The organism is Emticicia sp. TH156, from assembly GCF_002855535.1.
Classification (GTDB): Bacteria; Bacteroidota; Bacteroidia; order Cytophagales; family Spirosomataceae; genus Emticicia; species Emticicia fluvialis.
Genome location: NZ_PKRS01000003.1, coordinates 267343 through 286634 on the forward strand (window position 1 = coordinate 267343; position 19292 = coordinate 286634).

At 43.6% G+C, this 19292-nt stretch carries 16 protein-coding genes; 4 read left to right on the forward strand and 12 right to left on the reverse strand.

The annotated features are described in order from the left end of the window. Window positions 1–129: 129 nt before the first annotated feature. The 4 genes from C0V77_RS07520 to C0V77_RS07535 all read right to left on the reverse strand — a co-directional run bounded on the left by C0V77_RS07520 (window position 130) and on the right by C0V77_RS07535 (window position 5181). Window positions 130–1176 carry an adenylate/guanylate cyclase domain-containing response regulator gene (locus C0V77_RS07520; protein ID WP_101725730.1) on the reverse strand — a complete coding sequence of 349 codons (1047 nt, stop codon included), beginning with the start codon at window positions 1174–1176 and terminating at the stop codon, window positions 130–132. Further along, entirely contained in the window at window positions 1173–1547 is a 375-nt protein-coding gene (locus tag C0V77_RS07525; protein WP_101725731.1) for a response regulator, read from the reverse strand. The genes C0V77_RS07520 and C0V77_RS07525 overlap by 4 nt, the downstream gene beginning before the upstream one ends. 30 nt (window positions 1548–1577) lie before the next feature. Beyond that, a complete protein-coding gene (locus C0V77_RS23365) occupies window positions 1578–3725 on the reverse strand; it encodes a sensor histidine kinase (protein ID WP_229236226.1) in 2148 nt (715 codons plus the stop codon). An 85-nt stretch (window positions 3726–3810) separates the two neighbouring features. After that, window positions 3811–5181, reverse strand: a complete 1371-nt coding sequence (locus tag C0V77_RS07535; protein WP_101725732.1) for a sensor histidine kinase — start codon at window positions 5179–5181, stop codon at window positions 3811–3813. Between the two features lie 306 nt (window positions 5182–5487). Here C0V77_RS07535 and C0V77_RS07540 point away from each other — a divergent pair, with 306 nt between their 5' ends. Further along, window positions 5488–6075 (forward strand): HD domain-containing protein, encoded by a 588-nt coding sequence (locus C0V77_RS07540; protein WP_101725733.1) that lies wholly within the window; start codon window positions 5488–5490, stop codon window positions 6073–6075. Here the strand turns inward: C0V77_RS07540 and C0V77_RS07545 are convergent. Continuing rightward, window positions 6072–9257 carry a cyclic nucleotide-binding domain-containing protein gene (locus tag C0V77_RS07545; protein WP_158237906.1) on the reverse strand — a complete coding sequence of 1062 codons (3186 nt, stop codon included), beginning with the start codon at window positions 9255–9257 and terminating at the stop codon, window positions 6072–6074. The genes C0V77_RS07540 and C0V77_RS07545 overlap by 4 nt on opposite strands. 402 nt (window positions 9258–9659) lie before the next feature. Between C0V77_RS07545 and C0V77_RS07550 the strand changes: the two genes are divergently transcribed. After that, window positions 9660–11096: an arginine deiminase family protein gene (locus C0V77_RS07550; RefSeq protein ID WP_101725943.1), complete on the forward strand. Its 1437-nt coding sequence runs from the start codon at window positions 9660–9662 to the stop codon at window positions 11094–11096. 101 nt (window positions 11097–11197) lie between these two features. Further along, the gene (locus C0V77_RS07555) at window positions 11198–12148 is read left to right on the forward strand and encodes a glycoside hydrolase family 43 protein (protein WP_101725735.1); all 951 of its coding nucleotides are present in this window, start codon (window positions 11198–11200) and stop codon (window positions 12146–12148) included. Window positions 12149–12372: 224 nt separating this feature from the next. On the opposite strand, the gene C0V77_RS07560 is transcribed toward C0V77_RS07555, so the two are convergent. From C0V77_RS07560 to C0V77_RS07590, 7 genes are all read right to left on the reverse strand, one after another. Next, window positions 12373–13413, reverse strand: coding sequence for a cobalamin-independent methionine synthase II family protein (locus C0V77_RS07560; RefSeq protein WP_101725736.1), 1041 nt, complete (start codon window positions 13411–13413; stop codon window positions 12373–12375). 168 nt (window positions 13414–13581) lie between these two features. Beyond that, window positions 13582–14028 carry a DinB family protein gene (locus tag C0V77_RS07565; protein WP_101725737.1) on the reverse strand — a complete coding sequence of 149 codons (447 nt, stop codon included), beginning with the start codon at window positions 14026–14028 and terminating at the stop codon, window positions 13582–13584. A 10-nt stretch (window positions 14029–14038) separates the two neighbouring features. Then, window positions 14039–14503, reverse strand: coding sequence for a GNAT family N-acetyltransferase (locus tag C0V77_RS07570; protein WP_229236227.1), 465 nt, complete (start codon window positions 14501–14503; stop codon window positions 14039–14041). 10 nt (window positions 14504–14513) lie between these two features. Beyond that, window positions 14514–15332: a sugar isomerase domain-containing protein gene (locus tag C0V77_RS07575; protein ID WP_101725739.1), complete on the reverse strand. Its 819-nt coding sequence runs from the start codon at window positions 15330–15332 to the stop codon at window positions 14514–14516. Between the two features lie 32 nt (window positions 15333–15364). Next, entirely contained in the window at window positions 15365–16249 is an 885-nt protein-coding gene (locus C0V77_RS07580) for an ROK family protein (protein WP_101725740.1), read from the reverse strand. A 233-nt stretch (window positions 16250–16482) separates the two neighbouring features. Further along, a complete protein-coding gene (locus C0V77_RS07585; RefSeq protein ID WP_101725741.1) occupies window positions 16483–17262 on the reverse strand; it encodes an SDR family NAD(P)-dependent oxidoreductase in 780 nt (259 codons plus the stop codon). A 190-nt stretch (window positions 17263–17452) separates the two neighbouring features. Then, window positions 17453–18289, reverse strand: a complete 837-nt coding sequence (locus tag C0V77_RS07590) for a M48 family metallopeptidase (RefSeq protein ID WP_101725742.1) — start codon at window positions 18287–18289, stop codon at window positions 17453–17455. Between the two features lie 242 nt (window positions 18290–18531). Here C0V77_RS07590 and C0V77_RS07595 point away from each other — a divergent pair, with 242 nt between their 5' ends. Beyond that, window positions 18532–19158: a fumarylacetoacetate hydrolase family protein gene (locus C0V77_RS07595; RefSeq protein WP_101725743.1), complete on the forward strand. Its 627-nt coding sequence runs from the start codon at window positions 18532–18534 to the stop codon at window positions 19156–19158. Window positions 19159–19292: the final 134 nt, after the last annotated feature.

The window sequence follows — 19292 nt, forward strand, 5'->3', positions numbered from 1 at the left end:
AATAAGGGCTGCTCGTTCCGTATGTTCTTTAAAATTTAACTGATTATCAACAAAATCTGCAAGAAACAACCTATTTGCTGCTAAACATCTGGCAATAAAACAAATAAGCAAAAGCGTATTCAGGCAAAATTATGCCACTACCTCATACAATTTAACCGCCTGAGCTTTGTTTTTAAGGCTGGTTTCGCCTACCTCCTGGCAATTGAAAGACTCCTTCACTTTTTCGTAGGTAGCCTGGCTGATGATAATCTGGCTTGGTTTGGCTGCTGCCTGCAGGCGTTGGGCAGTGTTTACGGTGTCGCCAATTACTGTGTAATCAAGGCGGCGTAAAGAAGCTGACCCGATGTTGCCTGATATCATTTCGCCGGTGTTTACACCAATTGATACCTTAGGCATATAAGTAGCATGATTAGGCAATACCTCTTCAATTTTGGCAATGGCCGACCGCACCGCCAGAGAGGCTTCAATGGCGCGGTCAAGGTGGTAATCTCCTTTAAAAACAGCCATTACGGCATCACCCATAAATTTATCAACGTAGCCACCCTGCTCTATGATACCCTTCACCATTACATCAAAATATTTGTTGATGAGGTTCACCACAGTATCGGGCGATTCTTTCTCTGAAATAGATGTAAACCCGCATATATCAATAAAAACTACGGTAGCCTCTATGGTTTCGTTGGCGGTAAGCGAGGTCTCAAACTCGTGGCTGTTCATGAATTTCAGCACGGTTTCATCTACATACATTTTAAGAATGTTGTTTTCTTTTATGGCCTGCAGTGTCTGCCGTAACTGAATCACGTGCTTGATGGTTTTTTCAACGGTAAGCTCCAGGTCTTCAAAGTTAATAGGCTTGGTAAGGAAATCAAAAGCGCCCCGGTTCATTGCCACCCTGATGTTGTCCATGTCGCCATAGGCAGATACAATAACAGCTTTCAAAAGCGGGTTTACGTCTGAAATCTTACTCAACAGCGTGAGGCCGTCCATTTCCGGCATATTGATATCGCTCAGTATCATATCAATATCCGGTGCTTCCTGCAATATCTTCAGAGCTTCCACGCCATTTTGTGCGAAGCTGAACTCATAGGTTTTCTCTCGAATCTGTCTACGGAATTTCTGTTTGATGAGCGTTTCCAAATCTGCCTCATCGTCCACTACCATTATTTTGGCGTTCATATCGAGCTTTTAAGTTTTTGTTTTAATTCTGCAAAATCCAAAGGCTTGGTCAGGAAATCGTTCGCCCCAAGGCTCATGGCCTGGGCATGACTTTGCTCGTCTCCATAAGCAGTAATCATCATCACCGTTGGCGGTGCTTTGGGCGATTCAGACCGTATTAACCTCAGTAGCTCAAGCCCGCTCATGCCCGGCATATTGATGTCTGACAAAATAAGAATAGCCTCTAAATCCTGCCCTTCCAGATACGTAAGCGCTTCTTCTCCTGAGCCGCTGAAAGCAAACTCAAACTCACCTGAACGTATCTCTCTCCGAAAGCGCTGCTGAAATAATGTTCTTACGTCTTCTTCGTCGTCAACAACTAAAATTTTCATTTTTACCGGGTTATTCTATTAATTAGTATGTCAAAGATAAGGCAATTTGATAACAAACGTTGTTCCCTCTCCTTCTTTTGTTTCTACATTGAGTGTTCCGCCGTGGCCTTTAGTTATGATGTCATACGCCAGCGACAACCCCAGACCTGTACCCTGCCCAGTAGGTTTGGTAGTAAAAAACGGTTGAAAAATCTTGCTTTTTACGGCATCTGGTATGCCCACACCATTATCTGTTACTTTTATTTCAATCTGGTTGCCTGTTTGCCGGGTCTGTACAATTACCTGCCCCTTGCCTTCCATATCTTTAATGGCATAAAAAGCATTGTTAATAAGATTAAGCAATACCCGGCCAAAATCTTGTGCAATAACCGGCACTTTGGGCAGGTTGGCATCCAGGTCTGTTTTAAAATCGGCGTTAAAGCTCTTGTCTTTAGCCCTTATCCCATGATACGCCAGCCGCAGGTATTCTTCGGCCATGGCGTTTATGTCTGTCGGTTCTTTTTTGCCCGTACTTGAGCGCGAATGCTCAAGCATACCCCGCACAATGCTGCTGGCTCTTTTGCCATGATGATTAATTTTCTCGAGGTTTTGGGCAATGTCGCCTAACAATTCTTCTTCCAGTGCTTCGTCTCGTTCAGGTCTGGCGCGTTCTTCCTGAAGCTCATCTATCAGTTCTTTACTCAGTTCAGAGAAATTATTGACAAAATTAAGTGGATTCTGAATCTCGTGGGCTATTCCGGCGGTGAGTTCTCCCAACGATGCCAGTTTTTCGCTTTGTATCAGTTGGGTCTGTGTTTTTTTCAAATCATCCAGCGACCTGGCCAGTTCGGCTGTGCGTTCGGCTACCTGCTTTTCAAGCATTTCGTTCTGGGCGGTCAGTATCTGTTGCTTTTCCTGCTCATGAGCCAGGTTTTCTGCCGATAGTTCTTCAATTTCAATGAGTTTTTTGATCAGAGATTTATGCGTTCTTGAATATTCTCTTACAAGCGATAGCGAAAGCCCGATGGGTATGCTGAAAAACATAATCACAATGATGAAAAGGCCTATGGTTAACACAATGCTATCTGAACCGGCACCAGAAAAACCACCTATCATTAACGTAATAACGCCGGCTACCGCACTGAAGGCTACCACCACGAGCGAGTAAATGGGTACTTTAGCGTTAGAGTCGCCTCTTTTTTCAGCAAGGACACTTACCCTTATGAAATCAACAAATAATAGCAGAAAAGGCACCCATACCTCAACGTAGAAAGGCAACTCTATGGCAAAAATATTGCACAAAAGGCCGCCTGTAACCAATAAGGCCACAACATAAAATATAATACCGTATTTCTGATTGAGATACTGATACAACGAAACGTTAATCAGCAAAATGCCCAGGTAGGTGGCCGTCAGGGTAATTAGGCTTAAAATCTCTCTCTTAGAAACATCGGTTTGAATCTGCTCAAAACCTCGAAGAAAAAAGCCTATTGTAAGAAACAACATGGTAAGACCCAGGCTGAGGCTTACTTTCTTAACAGGGTTTGAGACGAAAAACAGAAAATGTAAAAGAGCAAAAACCAGAAACACCCCGGCAAACAGGTAATTAAACCCAACAGACCGATGTGATTTTCTCTCTATAAAACTGCCAATGTCTTGTGTTTTAAAAATCTTCAAACCGAATATCTGTGAGTTGGTACCCGGATAAAAGAAATTATTGCCAGAAAACGAGTACCTAACTGCCAGCACATGTATATTGGTATCGGCCATGTTAATTGGCAGCGCTGTGGCATAGGCTTGTGTTTTTTCTTTAGAGGGGTCTGCACTAACTACCCCTAGTTTATGAAGTAATACGCCATCAAGATAAATTTCAGAGGCACCCATCTGGCTCACAATGAGCGTCAATGGCTTATTTACAAATTCTTTGGTTACCTGCATTGGGCGTCTCAACCACGCAATTTTCGCCTTGGCCAGATCCGGATGGTCATTCATCGACTCAAGAACCGCTATTTTGTTCCAAAGGCTGTCGTTAAAATCAGGCTTTGCCCATAATTTGTTATCGCCGGCGCGCCACTTCCAGTAATTCGCCAGGCTAACACCAATTTCAGGAATATCGTCTACAGGGCTAAAAACTATTTCTTTCTGAGCCTGACTCTGAAAAACTACAAAAACTATAAATAACAGGTATATATGCTTCATTCAGTATAAAAAGTTCTCTCTTTAAAATTGAGTATTGGATTAACTGTGCATTAGCCATTGGTAAATTTACTATCGTCGGATATTTTTACCCAACCGGTATTGTAATCAAAAATTCGGTTCCTTCGCCTTCAACAGACGTTACATCCAATGTTCCGCCGTGCCCTTTGCTGATAATATCAAAAGCCAGAGATAAGCCCAGCCCTGTGCCCTGCCCCGTAGGTTTGGTTGTAAAAAACGGCTGAAAAATCTTATTCCTTACGCTCTCGGGTATTCCGGTTCCGTTGTCTTTCACGCGTATGGTTATTTCATTGTCTTTTTTGTTCATCTGGGTTATGACCTCTAGCGTTGGCTTATAGCCATTCAAGTTTTGTCTGGCTTTTTCTTGTACGGCATAAAAACCGTTGTTGAAAAGGTTAAGCAACACCCGGCCAAAATCCTGCGGAATAATATTTACCTTAGGCACATCGGGGTCCAGATAAGTTTTAAAATCGGCATTGAAGGTCTTGTCTTTGGCGCGCAGCCCGTGGTAAGACAACCGCAGATACTCATCGGCCAGGTCGTTTATATCGGTTTCTTCTTTTTGGCCTGTGCTTGCCCGGCTGTGCTGCAGCATACCGCGTACTATGCTGGCCGCACGCTTACCATGATGGTTAATTTTCTCCTGATTCTGCACCAGATCGCTAACCAAATCGGCAATCAGGTCTTTATCCTGTTCATCTCTTTCCAGTTCCTCTTGTAGTTCTTTGGCCAATTCAACACTCAGTTCAGAGAAGTTATTCACAAAATTCAACGGATTCTGTATCTCATGCGCAATTCCGGCCGTCAGTTCACCGAGCGATGCCATTTTTTCTGCCTGCACCAGTTGTTTCTGGGTAGATATCAGCTCCTCTACGGTTTCTTCCAGCGCTTCTTTCTGTTTTAGCAACTCGGCCGTTCTTTGGGCAACCTGATATTCCAACTCCTGCTTTTTGGCTTCGTTGCGCAGGCGTTCTTCTTCTGCTTTCTGCCTTTGCTGCAACTCAACTTTGTTTTGCTTGTGGGCATAAAAACCAAAGCCAATCATCCAGCAAACGGCAAATCCTTTGGCAATATCAAACAGTTCGGCATACTCATTAAAAAAGGACGGCACAATCAACCTTAAAAGGCCCATAAAAACAATAACAGTAGCAAGCGGAAAAACGGCTGTCCATAAAACATTGGTACTGCGGTTATATCTGGCTCTGTAGATAAAAAAGGCTCCTGCCAGCACAAAAATTTCGAAGAAATAATTCTTAAAAAACCTTAACCAGGGAAACTGCGAAACAATAAGAAACGGAATCACATACAACCAACCTCTTTTCAGAAGAATATCCTGCTCAGGGAACTTCTTGGCCGTATCATAGTAGGTTCTCAAAAACCTGAATACCAAAAATGTAAAAAGGGTTTTCTGCGCTAAGTCACTAAATTCAAATTTCATAAAACGGGCAGAATTTGTCAGTCATTTGGTTAATAAATTAAATTGGCGGTGTAATAATAACCTTAGTTTGCCTGGTCTCCAAAAGTGGAAGGCGCTTCTGGTGGTTACTGGTACTACTAACCTGTACTTCTGAATTTAATCAAAAATAACGAAAATCCTTCAAAATCCAATTTTAGAGTCGGTTTAGCACAAAATTTGTACTGATTGTAGTAAAAAAGAAACAGCTTTGGATTATTTGAATAAAATTTGTGACAATATTTGCATCATAAATACACTAAAGACAATAGGGCAAAAAACTGGCAGTAAATGGATATTCAGAAAGCAGAGAACTATGTTTTTGATAAACTTGATGAGAATTTATCAGATTCGCTCTATTATCATGGTGTGCATCATACCATTGACGTAACTAATGCTGCACTGCAACTGGCCGTTGCAGAAGGTATAAATGATAGTGAAACACTGATATTGATACAAACTGCTGCGCTTTACCATGACCTGGGCTTTATAACCACTTACAACGAACATGAAGCAGAAAGTTGCCGACTTGCCCGGGTATCGTTGCTGAATTTTGGTTACAATCATAGCCAGATTGAGGTTATCTGTGGCATGATAATGGCCACCAGAATACCGCAAAGCCCGACCACCCATCTGGAAAGAATTATTGCTGATGCCGATTTGGATTACCTGGGCCGTGACGATTTCGAGGCGGTTGCCCAAACACTTTTTGATGAATTACAAGAACGCGAACTGGTTACCGACCACGACAGCTGGAACAAAATACAGATTAATTTTCTGGAAAATCACCAGTACTGGACAGAAACCGCCCGCCAATGGCGAAATGAAGCCAAACAAAAAAGGCTGAATGAATTAAAAGCCCTAAATGGTGGCTTTTAAACCATCGTCAATCGTTTCAGTTTATCATTCTGCCTGCGTATACGCTGGCAGAGTATTCGTAGCACACTACGCAATAACTCATCGCGCTCTTCCATCAGGTCATAGAAATCGTCCTGATCAATTCTGAAAAGCAGCACATCACTTTTTGCAACAGCGGTAGCCGAACGAGGTTCGGAGTCGAGCAGGGCCAGTTCGCCAAAAATATCTCCTTTACCCATGGTGGCAAAAAGTACATCATGGTCTACAATGCCAATCTCGCCTGAATAAATAACATACATGCAATTACCGATGGCTCCTTTCTGAAAAACCTCTTCTCCTTCGTGGTAGGTTACCTCATTCATAATTGGCACAATAGAGGTAAGCACGTTTTCTGGTGTTTCGGCAAACAACTGTGTGTTTTTTAATACAATTACACGCTCTAGTTCAGATATTTCGTTTTCATCATGTCCGTGTTGCATAGCTATTATTTCTTTATATTTTTCTTTCAGATAAAGGTCTTTTTTAACAATGGCCGCGGTTGCTTCCTGAAACAGTTTTTTCTGATTCAACAGGTATTTTTCAAAGAGCTGGTTATACTGCCCCCTCAGATTCCAAGATTTCAGCGCCACCACTATTGTCCAGTCTCCAAAGGCATTACTGCCTTTTTCAAGTATATACTCGATGATTGGCACAGGCACAGGTTTTTCAGTAAAATAGGCCACAAAAACCTGAATTTTTTTGTCAATCTCAGAATCGTCAAGTATTGCGTGCAAACATTTGTAAATAGCCCTCGGAATAATGTTATCCAGAATCTCGAGCGCGTTGGCTCTCTTTTCTTTTGATGAATGCTCAACACCCATCATGGCATCCTGCACCATTTCTTTTTCATACAGCAGCATCAACAAATAAAAAATCCGGTTTGAAGACTGCCCCAGCTCATAATTGAGTATGTCTTCATCCAGCACACCAAAACCATTCAGCAACTGATAGGCATGAGCCAGTTCTTCCTGTAGCAGATTCTCAAACAAAGCTTCATAGTTGTCGCTATTGGTGCGTCTGCCCAGCACTTTAAGCGCCATTTGCCGTACGTTCAGCGACTCATTCTGTGCCAGCCTGACCAACAGCCGTTCGCTGGCAAGGCTCTGGTATTTTTCGCTGAACAATACCACTTTTTGCAACAGAGCGGTATCTCCGCCTTTTGATAAGGCCTCTACTTCGGCAAATCCTCTGCCTCCGGATCTGATAAGGCTGTTAATAACTTTTTTACCCCATTGGCGGTCTTCCAGCAAATGCACCAGACCTTTTATCAGCAAAGCCGAATCAATAGCCCCCGCTACCTCAATGGCTTTTTCTTTAATAGCGCCAGTACCTGTTTCAAGGCATATCCTTACTATGGTCTCGTATTCTTTCAGGCGTAGCAGTTCAATTATCTCAAGCGCTACAATCAGTTGCTCAGGTTTGGTTTCGTCGCACAAGCGGTCAAGTTTTTCTTTGGCTTCATCATGTTGTACTCGCCAGCAGGCAATTATGGCGCCCTGTAGAGTATATATATTGTCAGAGTTAAGATAAACCGACCGCTGCCCGGGGTTTGTTGCCTGCGTACAGGCAATTTCTGCCGATATCCGCCTTACCTGCGGGTTAAGCTCGTGTTCATTAAAACCCTGCAAAAACTGTGAGTCTATAACCAGATGCTGGCTTTTAATAACGGTTAAAATATGTAGCCTTACTTTTTCTGAATTGTTTTTTAACAGAAAAGAAACCTGATTCTGAATTACCTTTGGTTCAAATTTTACAATCCAGTCGATGGCGCTTATTACCTCTTCGGGTTTATCGCTGGTTAGGTTTTTCAGAATAATACTCAGTGCATCGCCCTGTACCACCAGCTCGTTGCTTTTCAGGAAGCGTTTGCTGAGCGCATTTTTCAACTCTATTATATATCGTTTGTAGGCTTTGTTTAGGAAATACAAGGCCAGCCAAGACAATATTACGGTGAGGGCGAAAGCTATCCAGATTTGAGATGAATGCACAAAATAGGCTATCAGCAACAGAATACCGGCAATACCCATACCCAGTGGCTCATAGAAACCTTTTGCCAGGGTATGGCCTTTTAAACGCTGCTGGGTTGATAAGGGCTGAAACATAACCAGAAAAACCGGGTCGAAGGCCGTTCGTCGGAGTACCTCAAAGCACAGGTATGCTGCGCTGAAATCAAACAGAAGCGAGCTTTCGTCCTGCTTATAAGAAGACATACCCACCAGAAACACCGACATCAGCAAAGTGCCGATAGGTAACAGCAGCAGCGCGTTTTTCAGCCCGAATTTATCAATTACTTTGCTAGAAAACAGCAACTTCACTACGGTTGAGATGGCATATGTAATAGCCAGCAAATAGCCAACGAAAGTGATAACATCGTGCTGTGAATGGAACTTGTACTTTACGTTTACAAAGAAATTGTACTCAATCCAGGTGGCTGATGCCGCAATGGCTACCAGCCCGATACACATTTCAAAAACCAGCTGGCTACCGCCAAAAAGGGTTTCTACCATTCTGGACTCTGTATGCCTGCGTACTTTATTTTGATGATGACTGGGGATATCTGTTATTTCAAAAGTCTTTTTCTGTGTTAAAAAAGCCAGCAAAAAGGTTACAAATGCAACCAGTACCAATATGGCCAGCACCGAGGTAGAATGGATAAGCGCCGCCAGAATGGCGCCTATGGCCTTGGCTGGTACATCGCCGGAACCTATGACACTAAACAAACGCTTGCTCTGGCGTACATCAAAAACCAGGGCCGACACCCCCCAGAACTCAAGATTAACCAACAGATAGATAACCCTGAAGCCAACCATAATACCAATGGCCACAGCGGTTGAATGGTTAAAAAACAGAATAACACCCATAATAATGGCCAGCACCAGAACAGCCAGCAACACACGTACGCTCAGCTTTTTCAGTACCAGATGATGCTCATAATACTCGTAGATTTTCCCCACACCCATCATGGCAAAAGTAGAAACAATATAGGCAATGGGCAGCGATACTTCGGGGTGGTGTTCCAGTAAAATCAGGTTCGCCGAAACATATACTAAAACGGTTCCTATACTAATAAAGAAATTGTGTAGGAAAAATAACAAAAGTAGTCTTGATTCTTTCGGGCGCTCATCAGTGCGGGTAGTCGCACTCATAATTTTAGATTCAACCATTTGCATTTTTAAAATGGACAACGCAATTTAGGAATGTTTTTTCAAAAGTTTGGTTCAATTAATGAATTTGTGAAGAAGAAAAACCCAAGAAAAAGACCCGGTTTTGGAATAACTGACTTATCTTGTATTTTTGCTAAATAAAATGGCATTTTTCAACGAGCATATCAATTCACAACCAAAGAACGCTTATCAGATTTCTGATAGGGGCACTTCGGCTAAGCCATTATTATACCTACCCCTACTTATTCCTGTTACATTCTTTGCCATTCTGTTTTTTATGGCGCAATTTGGGTTTTACTAATGTGAATGTTAATTTATCTATCCCGAAGATTTAATCTTGTGCTGCAGGTTAAATCAATCAACAATTCATTCACAAAAACTCCGTTTAATAGATTCCTTGATATGTCAAATATATTTGTTTCTTCAGAAGTAGGCACTTTACGCCGCCTGATTATTCATAGCCCCGATAGCGGTTTGGGCAAGGTTGTACCTTCAAAAGCGCAGGATTGGCTTTTTGAAGACATTGTGCATCTGCAAACCATGCGCCGCGACGAGTACGACTATTACGTTAAAATTCTGTTGTATTTTCTGGACCCTGAAAAGGTAAAAGGCAAGCTGAAAGAAATTGATGCCGATACCAGCCGTGATTTTTATAAACCTGAAAAAGAAAAGTATTTTCATTCAGACAAGGTAATTGAATTTGAAAAACTACTGAAAGACATTCTGAACCTGCCCGAAGTGCGCACTCAGCTGGTAGCGGCCGTTTGTGCCGTGGAAGAGTGTTCGTTTCAGTTTCAGAACGAGCTGGCTCATTTGTCAGTAAACGAACTGGCAAAAGTGCTGATAACCGGCACCATGCCCAACAATAAAATGTTGTTTCCGCCGATACCGAATCTGATTTTTACAAGAGACATAGGCATCGTAGTAAACGACCACCTGTTGCTTAACAAACCTGCCAAATATGCCCGCACGCGCGAGTCGCTGCTGGCCAGATACATCTTTTTTAACCATGCGCTTTTTGCTGATTTAAGAGGAAAAATAATTGAGATTACGGAAGATGAAAACCATTTTTTGCTGCCTGAAGATGAACAGGAAGACCGCCTGAACACCCTTGAAGGCGGAGACGTAATGATGGTAGCCCCTAACCACCTGCTGATTGGCGTTAGCGAACGCACCACAGTAGAGGCAGCCCGGCAGGCCATTGATTTGCTTTTTACCCGTAAGGTTGTGAAGAAGGTAACCATTGTAAAGATTCCGCAAAAACGAGATTACATGCACATTGATACCATATTTACACAAATAAAATGTAATGTGTGGGTGCTGCTAGGGTCATTAGGCAGGGTACATGAAGAAGCCGAAAGGCAGAAAATATGGGAAAAACTGGGTCAGAAACCCGGCTACGAATCGCTTACCATTAAACAGTTTATCAACAAAGATGATGGTGTAAAAATACGCGACTTTGCTAATCTGGAAGACCTGCTTACCTCGGTTACGAAAGACGACCTGAACTGCTATGACGACATCAAGTTTATATACTCCGGCAATAACCAGTTTCCTTATGGCGCCCGTGAGCAATGGACAGACTCATGCAACCTGCTGGCATTGAAAGCCGGAGTGGCAATTGGCTACGACCGCAACGACCACACGGCGCAGGCGTTCAGAAATGCTGGTTTTAAAACTATTCATGCCGCCGAATTGCTTGAAAAATTTGAAAATAACGAGTTAAACCCGGAAACTTTGACCGATACCATTATTATGCTTCCGTCAGCCGAGCTCTCAAGAGCACGTGGCGGTTCTCATTGCATGAGCCTGCCCATTTTGCGCGAGAGCGCCATTTGATAGTTTTGACCCCACCCTGACCCTCCCCAACAATGGGGAGGGGAGTTAACCCCTTCTTAATTTTTAGGGGAATCTTTTATCCTAACACACTCAAATAAAAAATGAAACACAAACTACTGTTCCTTTTTCTGATTTGCTCTGCTGCCACTTTCGCACAAAAGAAATCTTATTATGTATTTACATCTTTCCGCGATAACGGGCAAGACGGCCTGCATCTGGCATTAAGTAAAAATGGCCATGACTGGTGGGCGCTAAAAGGCGACCAGTCTTTTTTGAAGCCACAGATTAATCATCCGGATAATCTGATGCGTGACCCCGACATTAAGCAAGGCCCTGACGGTACTTTTCACATGGTCTGGACAATCTCCTGGAATGGTAAGAATGGCCGGGTGATAGGCTACGCCAACTCAAAAGACCTGATAAACTGGTCGGCGCAAAAGGCAATACCTGTGCTAAAAAATGAAACAGGGCTGGTTAGAAATGTATGGGCGCCTGAATTGTTTTATGATAAGGCACAAAAAGACTGGCTTATTATCTGGTCATCAACGGTGAAAGGAAACGAAACCGTAGATAGCAGCAATCTGAGTGAAGACAAATATCACCACCGGTTTTATTATGTACGCACCAAAGATTTTGAGACGTTTAGCGAAACGAGTCTGTTTTATGACCCTGGCTTTAACTCAATTGATGCTACTTTGCTGGAAGATAAAGGTAAGTTTTATCTGTTTTTTAAGGACGAACGTTTGAAGCCCGTCAGGAAAAACCTGCGTTTTGCGGTGGGCGATACACCCGCCGGGCCATTCAGAAACCTGAGTGAGTCATTTTCGGGCAGTTGGGTGGAGGGTCCGTCAGCTATCAAAATCGGTCATTATTATTATGTATATTTCGACCACTACACCAAACCTCATTACTATGGCGCCTATCGTTCAACAGACCTGGTGAACTGGCAGGAGGTTTCGCCCACCATCCATTTCCCACAAGGCATGAGGCATGGCAGCATTATAAAAATCACAAAAAAACAAGCTAAAAAATTAGAGAATCTGGTTAATTAGAAATTACTCACTGAGGTTTTCTCAAAAAAAAAGTCACAAAATATTCTTTGGTTTTAAACAACCGCAGCGGCGGCCGCCCCACTCTCTAAATCTCTCTCCGCGCGGCGGCCGCCCCAACAGTGGGGAGCGGACGTCGCGCGGAAGGGTTGGGATGGGGTTCTTGCCAAAGATTGTTTGGTATAAAATCTTTTTAAGACATGCTCTTAAAAAGACCTTAGCCAAAATTAAGCAAACCCCAGTTTTTGCCTTACAGCTATGGCTCCGGCACACATGGCTTTCAGTTTCTGGCGCGATGCCCAGCGGGCCGTCTGGCTCAAGCCACAATCTGGTGCAATAGCCAGTTTTTCTGCCGGCACATATTTCAGACATAATTCTATTCGTTCAATTACATCCTGTATGGTTTCGCAGTAGTAATTTTTCACATCAATGATACCAACGGCTACATCCATTTTTTGCGCAAATTCTGCCAAAAGAGCCACTTCGTCAAACTCACGGTTAGCCATTTCAATATGAATCTCGTCTACGTTCATATCCAGAAAATCAGGTAGCATCGGGTGTAGTTTTCTGTATCCAACCGGACGCCCTTTGAAATTGCCAAAACACAGGTGGGTTGAAACACGGGCTTTACCCACCACGCCTTCAATAGTGCGGTTAAATATATCTACAAAGTGTTTGGTATCTTCTTTGTAAGCATAGCACGACATTGAGGGTTCATCAACCGTTATCTCGGTGCAACCGGCGGCCACCAGGTCTTCCAGTTCTTTTTTTACAAAAGGCAGCAGCCCCTCAGTTACCTCAAAGCGGTCTTTATAGATTTTGCCGTCAGGCAGCATACGGCCCGAGAGCGTGTATGGCCCGGGCACTGAGGCTTTTAGCGTATGCCCTTGCGGTGCCAGTCTGGCTAAACGTTGGTATTCTTTTACAGCTCCCAATCCACGAGGTGCAGTTAATGGCTCTACTATTGAATGTTTACCTCGCTGGTCATGCGCAGGTGGCCCAAACTTACGGGTTTCGGAATGATTCGGCTCCAGCCCTTTGATGAACCCGTAAAAAGAAAGGTTAAAGTCCAGTCGGGTTTGTTCTCCATCGGTTATCACATCCAATCCGGCTGTGGTCTGGTCATGAATGGCCGCCACAACGGCATCTTCAATCATTTCTTCAATATCTGCCGTCCCGAACTTTTCGAGGTTCATGGATGAAAATTCAAGCCAACCCGGAAAAGGATAACTTCCCACAACGGTTGTTCTGATAGGTATAGGTTGCATAGTTTAATGATTGAATGAATGAGTTAGTGAATGAGTAATTTGGTGAATGAGTGATTTTTGTACCGGAATAGGTGCGGCTGAGTTCAGGATTTGGCTCATTATGCCACCCGAAATGATTTACCTGAAAGTTTAGACTAACAATTCGGCTAAAATAGCTCAACCACTCAATCACTGATTGGCTGTTAATCGTCTATGATAATTAATTTGCCCTAAATGATAATTAAAATGCCCGTAAGTATGAATCAGAAAATACTCGTTGGTGTCTTGCCCATTGTTGTACTCTTCAGTATGGTTGCGGGCCAGGTGGTCTGGCGTCAGGGTGTTTAATACAGTGGGCAGCATTAATCGGGTGGCTTCAATTTTTTCAATCAGTTCTGCTCTTGGAACGTTTTTATCAGAGAATTCAACAGGTCTATTTCTCTCATAACCCGTATTGCCCAGTTGCGCACCAATATAATGATTCAGGTTTCCTATCAGATGCAGGCACAGATTCCCTGCCGAATTGCTTATTTCGCCTGGTGTTACCCAAAGTAAATCTTCAGTTTTATAGGCCTCTATCTCTCTTTTCAGCCTCAGCAAATCGCGGTCTAGTAGTTTAATTAAAGAAATAATCATCTTGTTTTTGTCATTTATTAGCTGTTAAATCTAATCCCATGCACACGTAATCTTTACCGTTTTTCTGAAACACCGCCGAATCGGCCTTCATTCCGAACCGCTCATAAAATCCGATGGCCGTTACGCGGGCATCGCACCAGAGTTCTTTTATACCCATTGCCAGCGCCTGTTCAATCATATATTGCAGCAATTGTGTGCCGTATCCCCTGCCCTGCATGGCCGTATCGGTGGCAAATTTTCTGAATTGTGCCTGATGGCCATCGCGGAAAAGCGAAACAACCGACACCAGTTTACCATCTTCCAACAGCCCGTAATGCAAACCTTCGGCATCATTAGGTAAAACCACAAAGTCGGGGTGCTGGTCAGGCCACATCACTTTGTGCCGCAATTGGCGTGTATCTTCTGCCTGTATTTGTTTCAGTTCAATCAATTTATTAGGTAGTGAGGTGGCCTCTGTTTGTGATTGCCTTATCAATTGACTGGTTTTATAAGCCAGAATTTTTGTTGGTGTCTGACACATAACTGGGCACACCCAGTTTGGCATACATACGGGCAATGCGGTGAGCGTGCTCGTCGTAAGCGGCTTCAAATAATTCGGTAGCCCTTGTGGCTCCTACTAAAGCTCCGGCCGTAAGTACTTTTGGTGGATGCCCCGCCTGAGTTAAATAATCGGCCACCTGTGCTTTTATGCTGTTGATAATCATGGCGCCCCCAACCGTTGAACCCGGCGAAACCGGAGTATCCAGATTAGGCACATATACCATAGAATCGCCTGCGGGGGCGCCGGTATCCAGTACTAAATCGGCAAAATCATCCAGTTTTTTATGGTCGGGTCGTTTGGTAGTACTGGCTTTCAGGTGGTCTTGGGTTACCAGTGCCACCACTTTAATACCCCTCTGCCTGAAAATCTCCGCCATCTCAACCGGCACTACATTGGTACCTGATGATGAAATAACCAAGGCGGTATCTAAAGCAGATAAATCGAAATTACGCAGAATTTTATCTGCCAGGCCGCTTACGTTCTCCAGAAACATAGCCTGCCGTTGCCCGTTAGCGCCTACTACCAGATTATGGAAGGTCAATGAAAGCTCAACTATCGGATTAAACCCCGGGAACGAGCCGTAACGCGGCCACATTTCTTCTACCATAATGCGACTATGGCCAGAGCCAAACACGTGCACCATTCGCCCGGCCAGAATCGAATCGGCAAACCAGCGGGCAGCCATTTGTATTTCTGCTTCCTGTTTTTTGACTGTTTCCACAATTCCGGCACACTTGTTCAGATAATCCTGTATCACACTCATGTTTATGTTCTTTTTTTTATGTTGGTGAATATCTATTTGGTAAGTACAAAACTGGCTGCGCCAATGGCGCCGGCCATGTCGCCGAAGTAAGCCTGGGCAATGCTTGTTTTTTTATTGCCGGGGCGCCATTCATACAAATCCATGAACGTGGCCAGCGGCTCAAAAAGCGCTTCTTCAGCCAGCGTGATTCCCCCCGCCAGCACCACCATTTCGGGTGATAACAAATTAGCAATTGAACTGATAGCCAAAGCGAGTTTCCTGACCGACGAAAGCCACAAATAAGCAGCAAAGTGGTCGCCTTTACGGTAGGCCTCAACGAGTTCCCAGGTTGAACTGTATTTTCCGTGACTTCTTTTTTCTATAGAATAATTACCTATGGCGTACTCAAGGCTGCCAACCATACCTACTATACTTTGGGTTTCTTCCTGGCTGTTAATTGATATATGCCCCAGATGCCCCGCCATTTGCGCAAGCCCCTGGTACAAATGCCCGTTTATTAAAATACCCCCGCCTACGCCTGTGCCCAGTGTAAGCAAAACCACGTTACGCTTGTCTTTGGCTACCCCGAATCTGGCTTCGGCCATCAAAGCTGCGTGGGCGTCGTTCAGCACATAGGTCGCATCGCCCAGGTACTCACCCCACATAAAATTCTCCAGGCCTTTCAACCTGTTGGGTAAATAGGCAATACACTGGTTTTGTTCGTTGGGTAGCCCCGGCGCAGAAAGGCCAATGCCCAGAATGGGCTGTTGAAGGTAATTTTTCAGGTACTCTACCATTTCTTTCACATTTTCCCGCCACGAGCCGTCGTCTGTATCTTTGGTCGGAATATAATGCTGCTTCAACACCTCACCATTGCGGTTAATGATTAAGCCTTTAATGTTGGTACCCCCTAAATCTACACCTATTACGTAAGACATTTTCTATTGCAGGTTACAGCTTATTGAACAATATTTTTGCCACATTGTGCGCAATGTGGCCACTATGTTGCACAATTATCATGGATAAAAAATAAAGACTACTGGTTATAACTGGCAATTAACTACGGTGAAAAATGGTGTTCTTAGTTAACATAGTGGCAATTTTTTTTCTTCTGCATCAAATTCTGACCGAACCGCAATTTCGTCCCACAAATCTGAAAATTGATACCCACTTAGTATTGTCCTTCACTTACGCTCCATCCTCCATCCACCAACAGCGCTTGTCCGGTTGTAAAGCCAGAGGCATCCGACATAAAATATAACGCGGCTCCGTCCAGGTCTGCTGCTTGTCCGTTGCGGCCGCCGTCTAAAGGTTGTTTGGTTTTAACAAAACCCATAATGACCTCATCTTTTGAGGCCCGTTGAGACATGGGCGTTTCTACCAAAGCCGGGGCAAGTACATTTACTCTTATATTATAAGGTGCGTAATAAGCCGCAATAGATTTAGAAAAACCTATAATGGCAGATTTAGTAGCGGCATAGGCATGCGTTGAAAAATATCTGGGCGAAGGCGAAACCCCCAGCACCGAACCCATGTTCAGAATACTACCCCCGGTTCCCAGTTCTATAAACTTCCGTACAGCGGCCTGATTAGAAAGCATCAGGCTCGTGAGGTTTAATTCAAATGTCTTGTTCCACCCTTCCAGGCTAATTTCATGTAAGGGGCCATCGCCATATTTGCGCCCGCTGCCTCCGGCTACATGATACAACCCATCAAAACCACCCAGGTCTGTAAGTGCCATTTCAATGGCTCTGGTGGCTGTTCCGGGGTTAGCGGCATCACCGCTCATGGCTATGGCGTTGTCTCCTAATTCTATTTCAGCGGCCACACAACTTTCAGGATTTCTGCCCACTACTACCACTTTTGCCCCATTTTTTACAAAGGCCTTAGAGGCCGACAGCCCCAGGCCGGTTGTACCGCCTATAACCACTATTTTCTTATCTTTCAGCATGGCAGGTGTTTCAAAAATAGCCTAATAATTCTACAACTTGTCTATACAAGCAAAAGTAATGAAAGAAAAAAACTTTGCAAATTTTTGTCGTCATTTTTCAGATTGCAGTTGGGCAGCAGTTTAGAAACACATAAAAAAAAAGGCACCGTTTTAGCTAACGGCGCCTTTTGAATCCAGAATTTGGCAGATTCTATTTTTTGGTTGCGTAAGTAGTATAGTATTTTTGCGCCTGTGGCATTTGCTTTTGAAGGTCTGCAATACGGTCTTCGTCAGCAGGGTGGGTTGATAACAATTTCGGTGGTTTCTGAGAATTCTTACCGGCATCGGCCATGCGCTGCCAGAAAGCCACCGCATTTTGCGGGTCATAGCCCGCCATGGCCATAAATATCAGCCCCAGCTTATCAGCTTCCGACTCCTGCCTGCGGCTGTTAGGCAATACATAACCCACCGAAGCACCTACGCCTAAAACCTGACCCACCATTTCCATGGTTTGCTGATTACCTGTATAAACACCTGCGCCAATGGCTCCAAGGCTGGTTATACCCTGTGCAGCCATTGCCTGGCTCATACGCTCACGGCCGTGGCTGGCAATAGCATGGGCAATCTCATGCCCCATTACAACAGCCACACCGGCTTCGTCTTTACAAACAGGCAAAATGCCTGTATAAAAACATACTTTTCCGCCGGGCATACACCAGGCGTTTACTTCTTTACTCTGTACCAGTTTAAATTCCCACTGGTACCCGTTTATTACCTGGCTGTAGTTATTCTGTATCAGATAATTTTCTACGGCGGTTTTAATTCTACCCCCTACTCTGGCAATCATTTCGGCGTCGCGTGTATTGGCCGACACCACCTTTGAGGTGTCCATGAACCCCTTATACTCTGCAAAACTCATCTGTATCATTTGCTCGTTTGATACCAGCCCGACGAACTGATTACGACCCGTAAGAGGAACTTTCTGGCAAGACCAAATCAGCACAAATAATGCACTTGCTACTAAAGTAGATTTGAAAAAGGTTTTCATTCTATAATACTGTTATAATTAATGTTTATCTGTTGGATTTCAATTCAGAAATTCTCAAAATATTCCCGGTTCTCACAAAAGAAGAATTTCAGATAAAGACTAAAAAATCAGGCCATTATCTGCTGCTGAACTATGAAAATTCCCTATTTTTGCGAAAATTCTAAACTTTTATCCGCCTCAAAAGTACAGAAAAAATCATTACGCTCAATCAATACTTAATCTTTGAGGCCTGTCTTTAATGTATGAAAATCATCGCTATCGGTCGTAATTACGCTGAACATATCAAGGAACTAAATAACGAACGCCCCGACGAACCTGTTATATTTACCAAGCCGGAAACTGCTATTTTAAAAAACGGAGAGTCTTTTTATTACCCTGATTTTTCTCAGGATATTCATCATGAAGTTGAGATCGTGTTAAAAATCAACAAAATGGGAAAAAATATTGAGGAAAAATTTGCCCATAAATACTATGACGAGATAGGCATAGGAATTGATTTTACTGCCAGAGACATACAGGCAAAGTTAAAAGCAAAGGGTTTACCCTGGGACCTGGCCAAGGGATTCAACGGCTCTGCTCCGGTTTCTGAGTTTGTATCAAAATCTAAATATGCAGATTTACAGAACCTTAATTTCAGTTTAGACCTAACAGACGTTAACGGAGAAACACAAACGCGCCAGCAGGGCAATACGTCTATGATGTTGTTCTCTTTTGACAACATCATAGCCTTTGTATCAAGATATTTTACGCTAAAAACAGGAGATATTATTTTTACCGGCACGCCGGCAGGTGTAGGACCCGTTAAAGTAGGCGACAAGTTAAGCGCCTTTATTGAAGGAGAAAAAATGCTCGAATTTGATGTAAAGTAAAGCCGCCTGAGACGCAGTGCATTTTTATCTGAAGCGTTAATGCCATTGTATGCGGATGCATTGCGGCTCTGAAATATACAGTAAAATTCTATTTATGTGAATTTACATTTATAGCCGTAGGACAATTGCTTGCT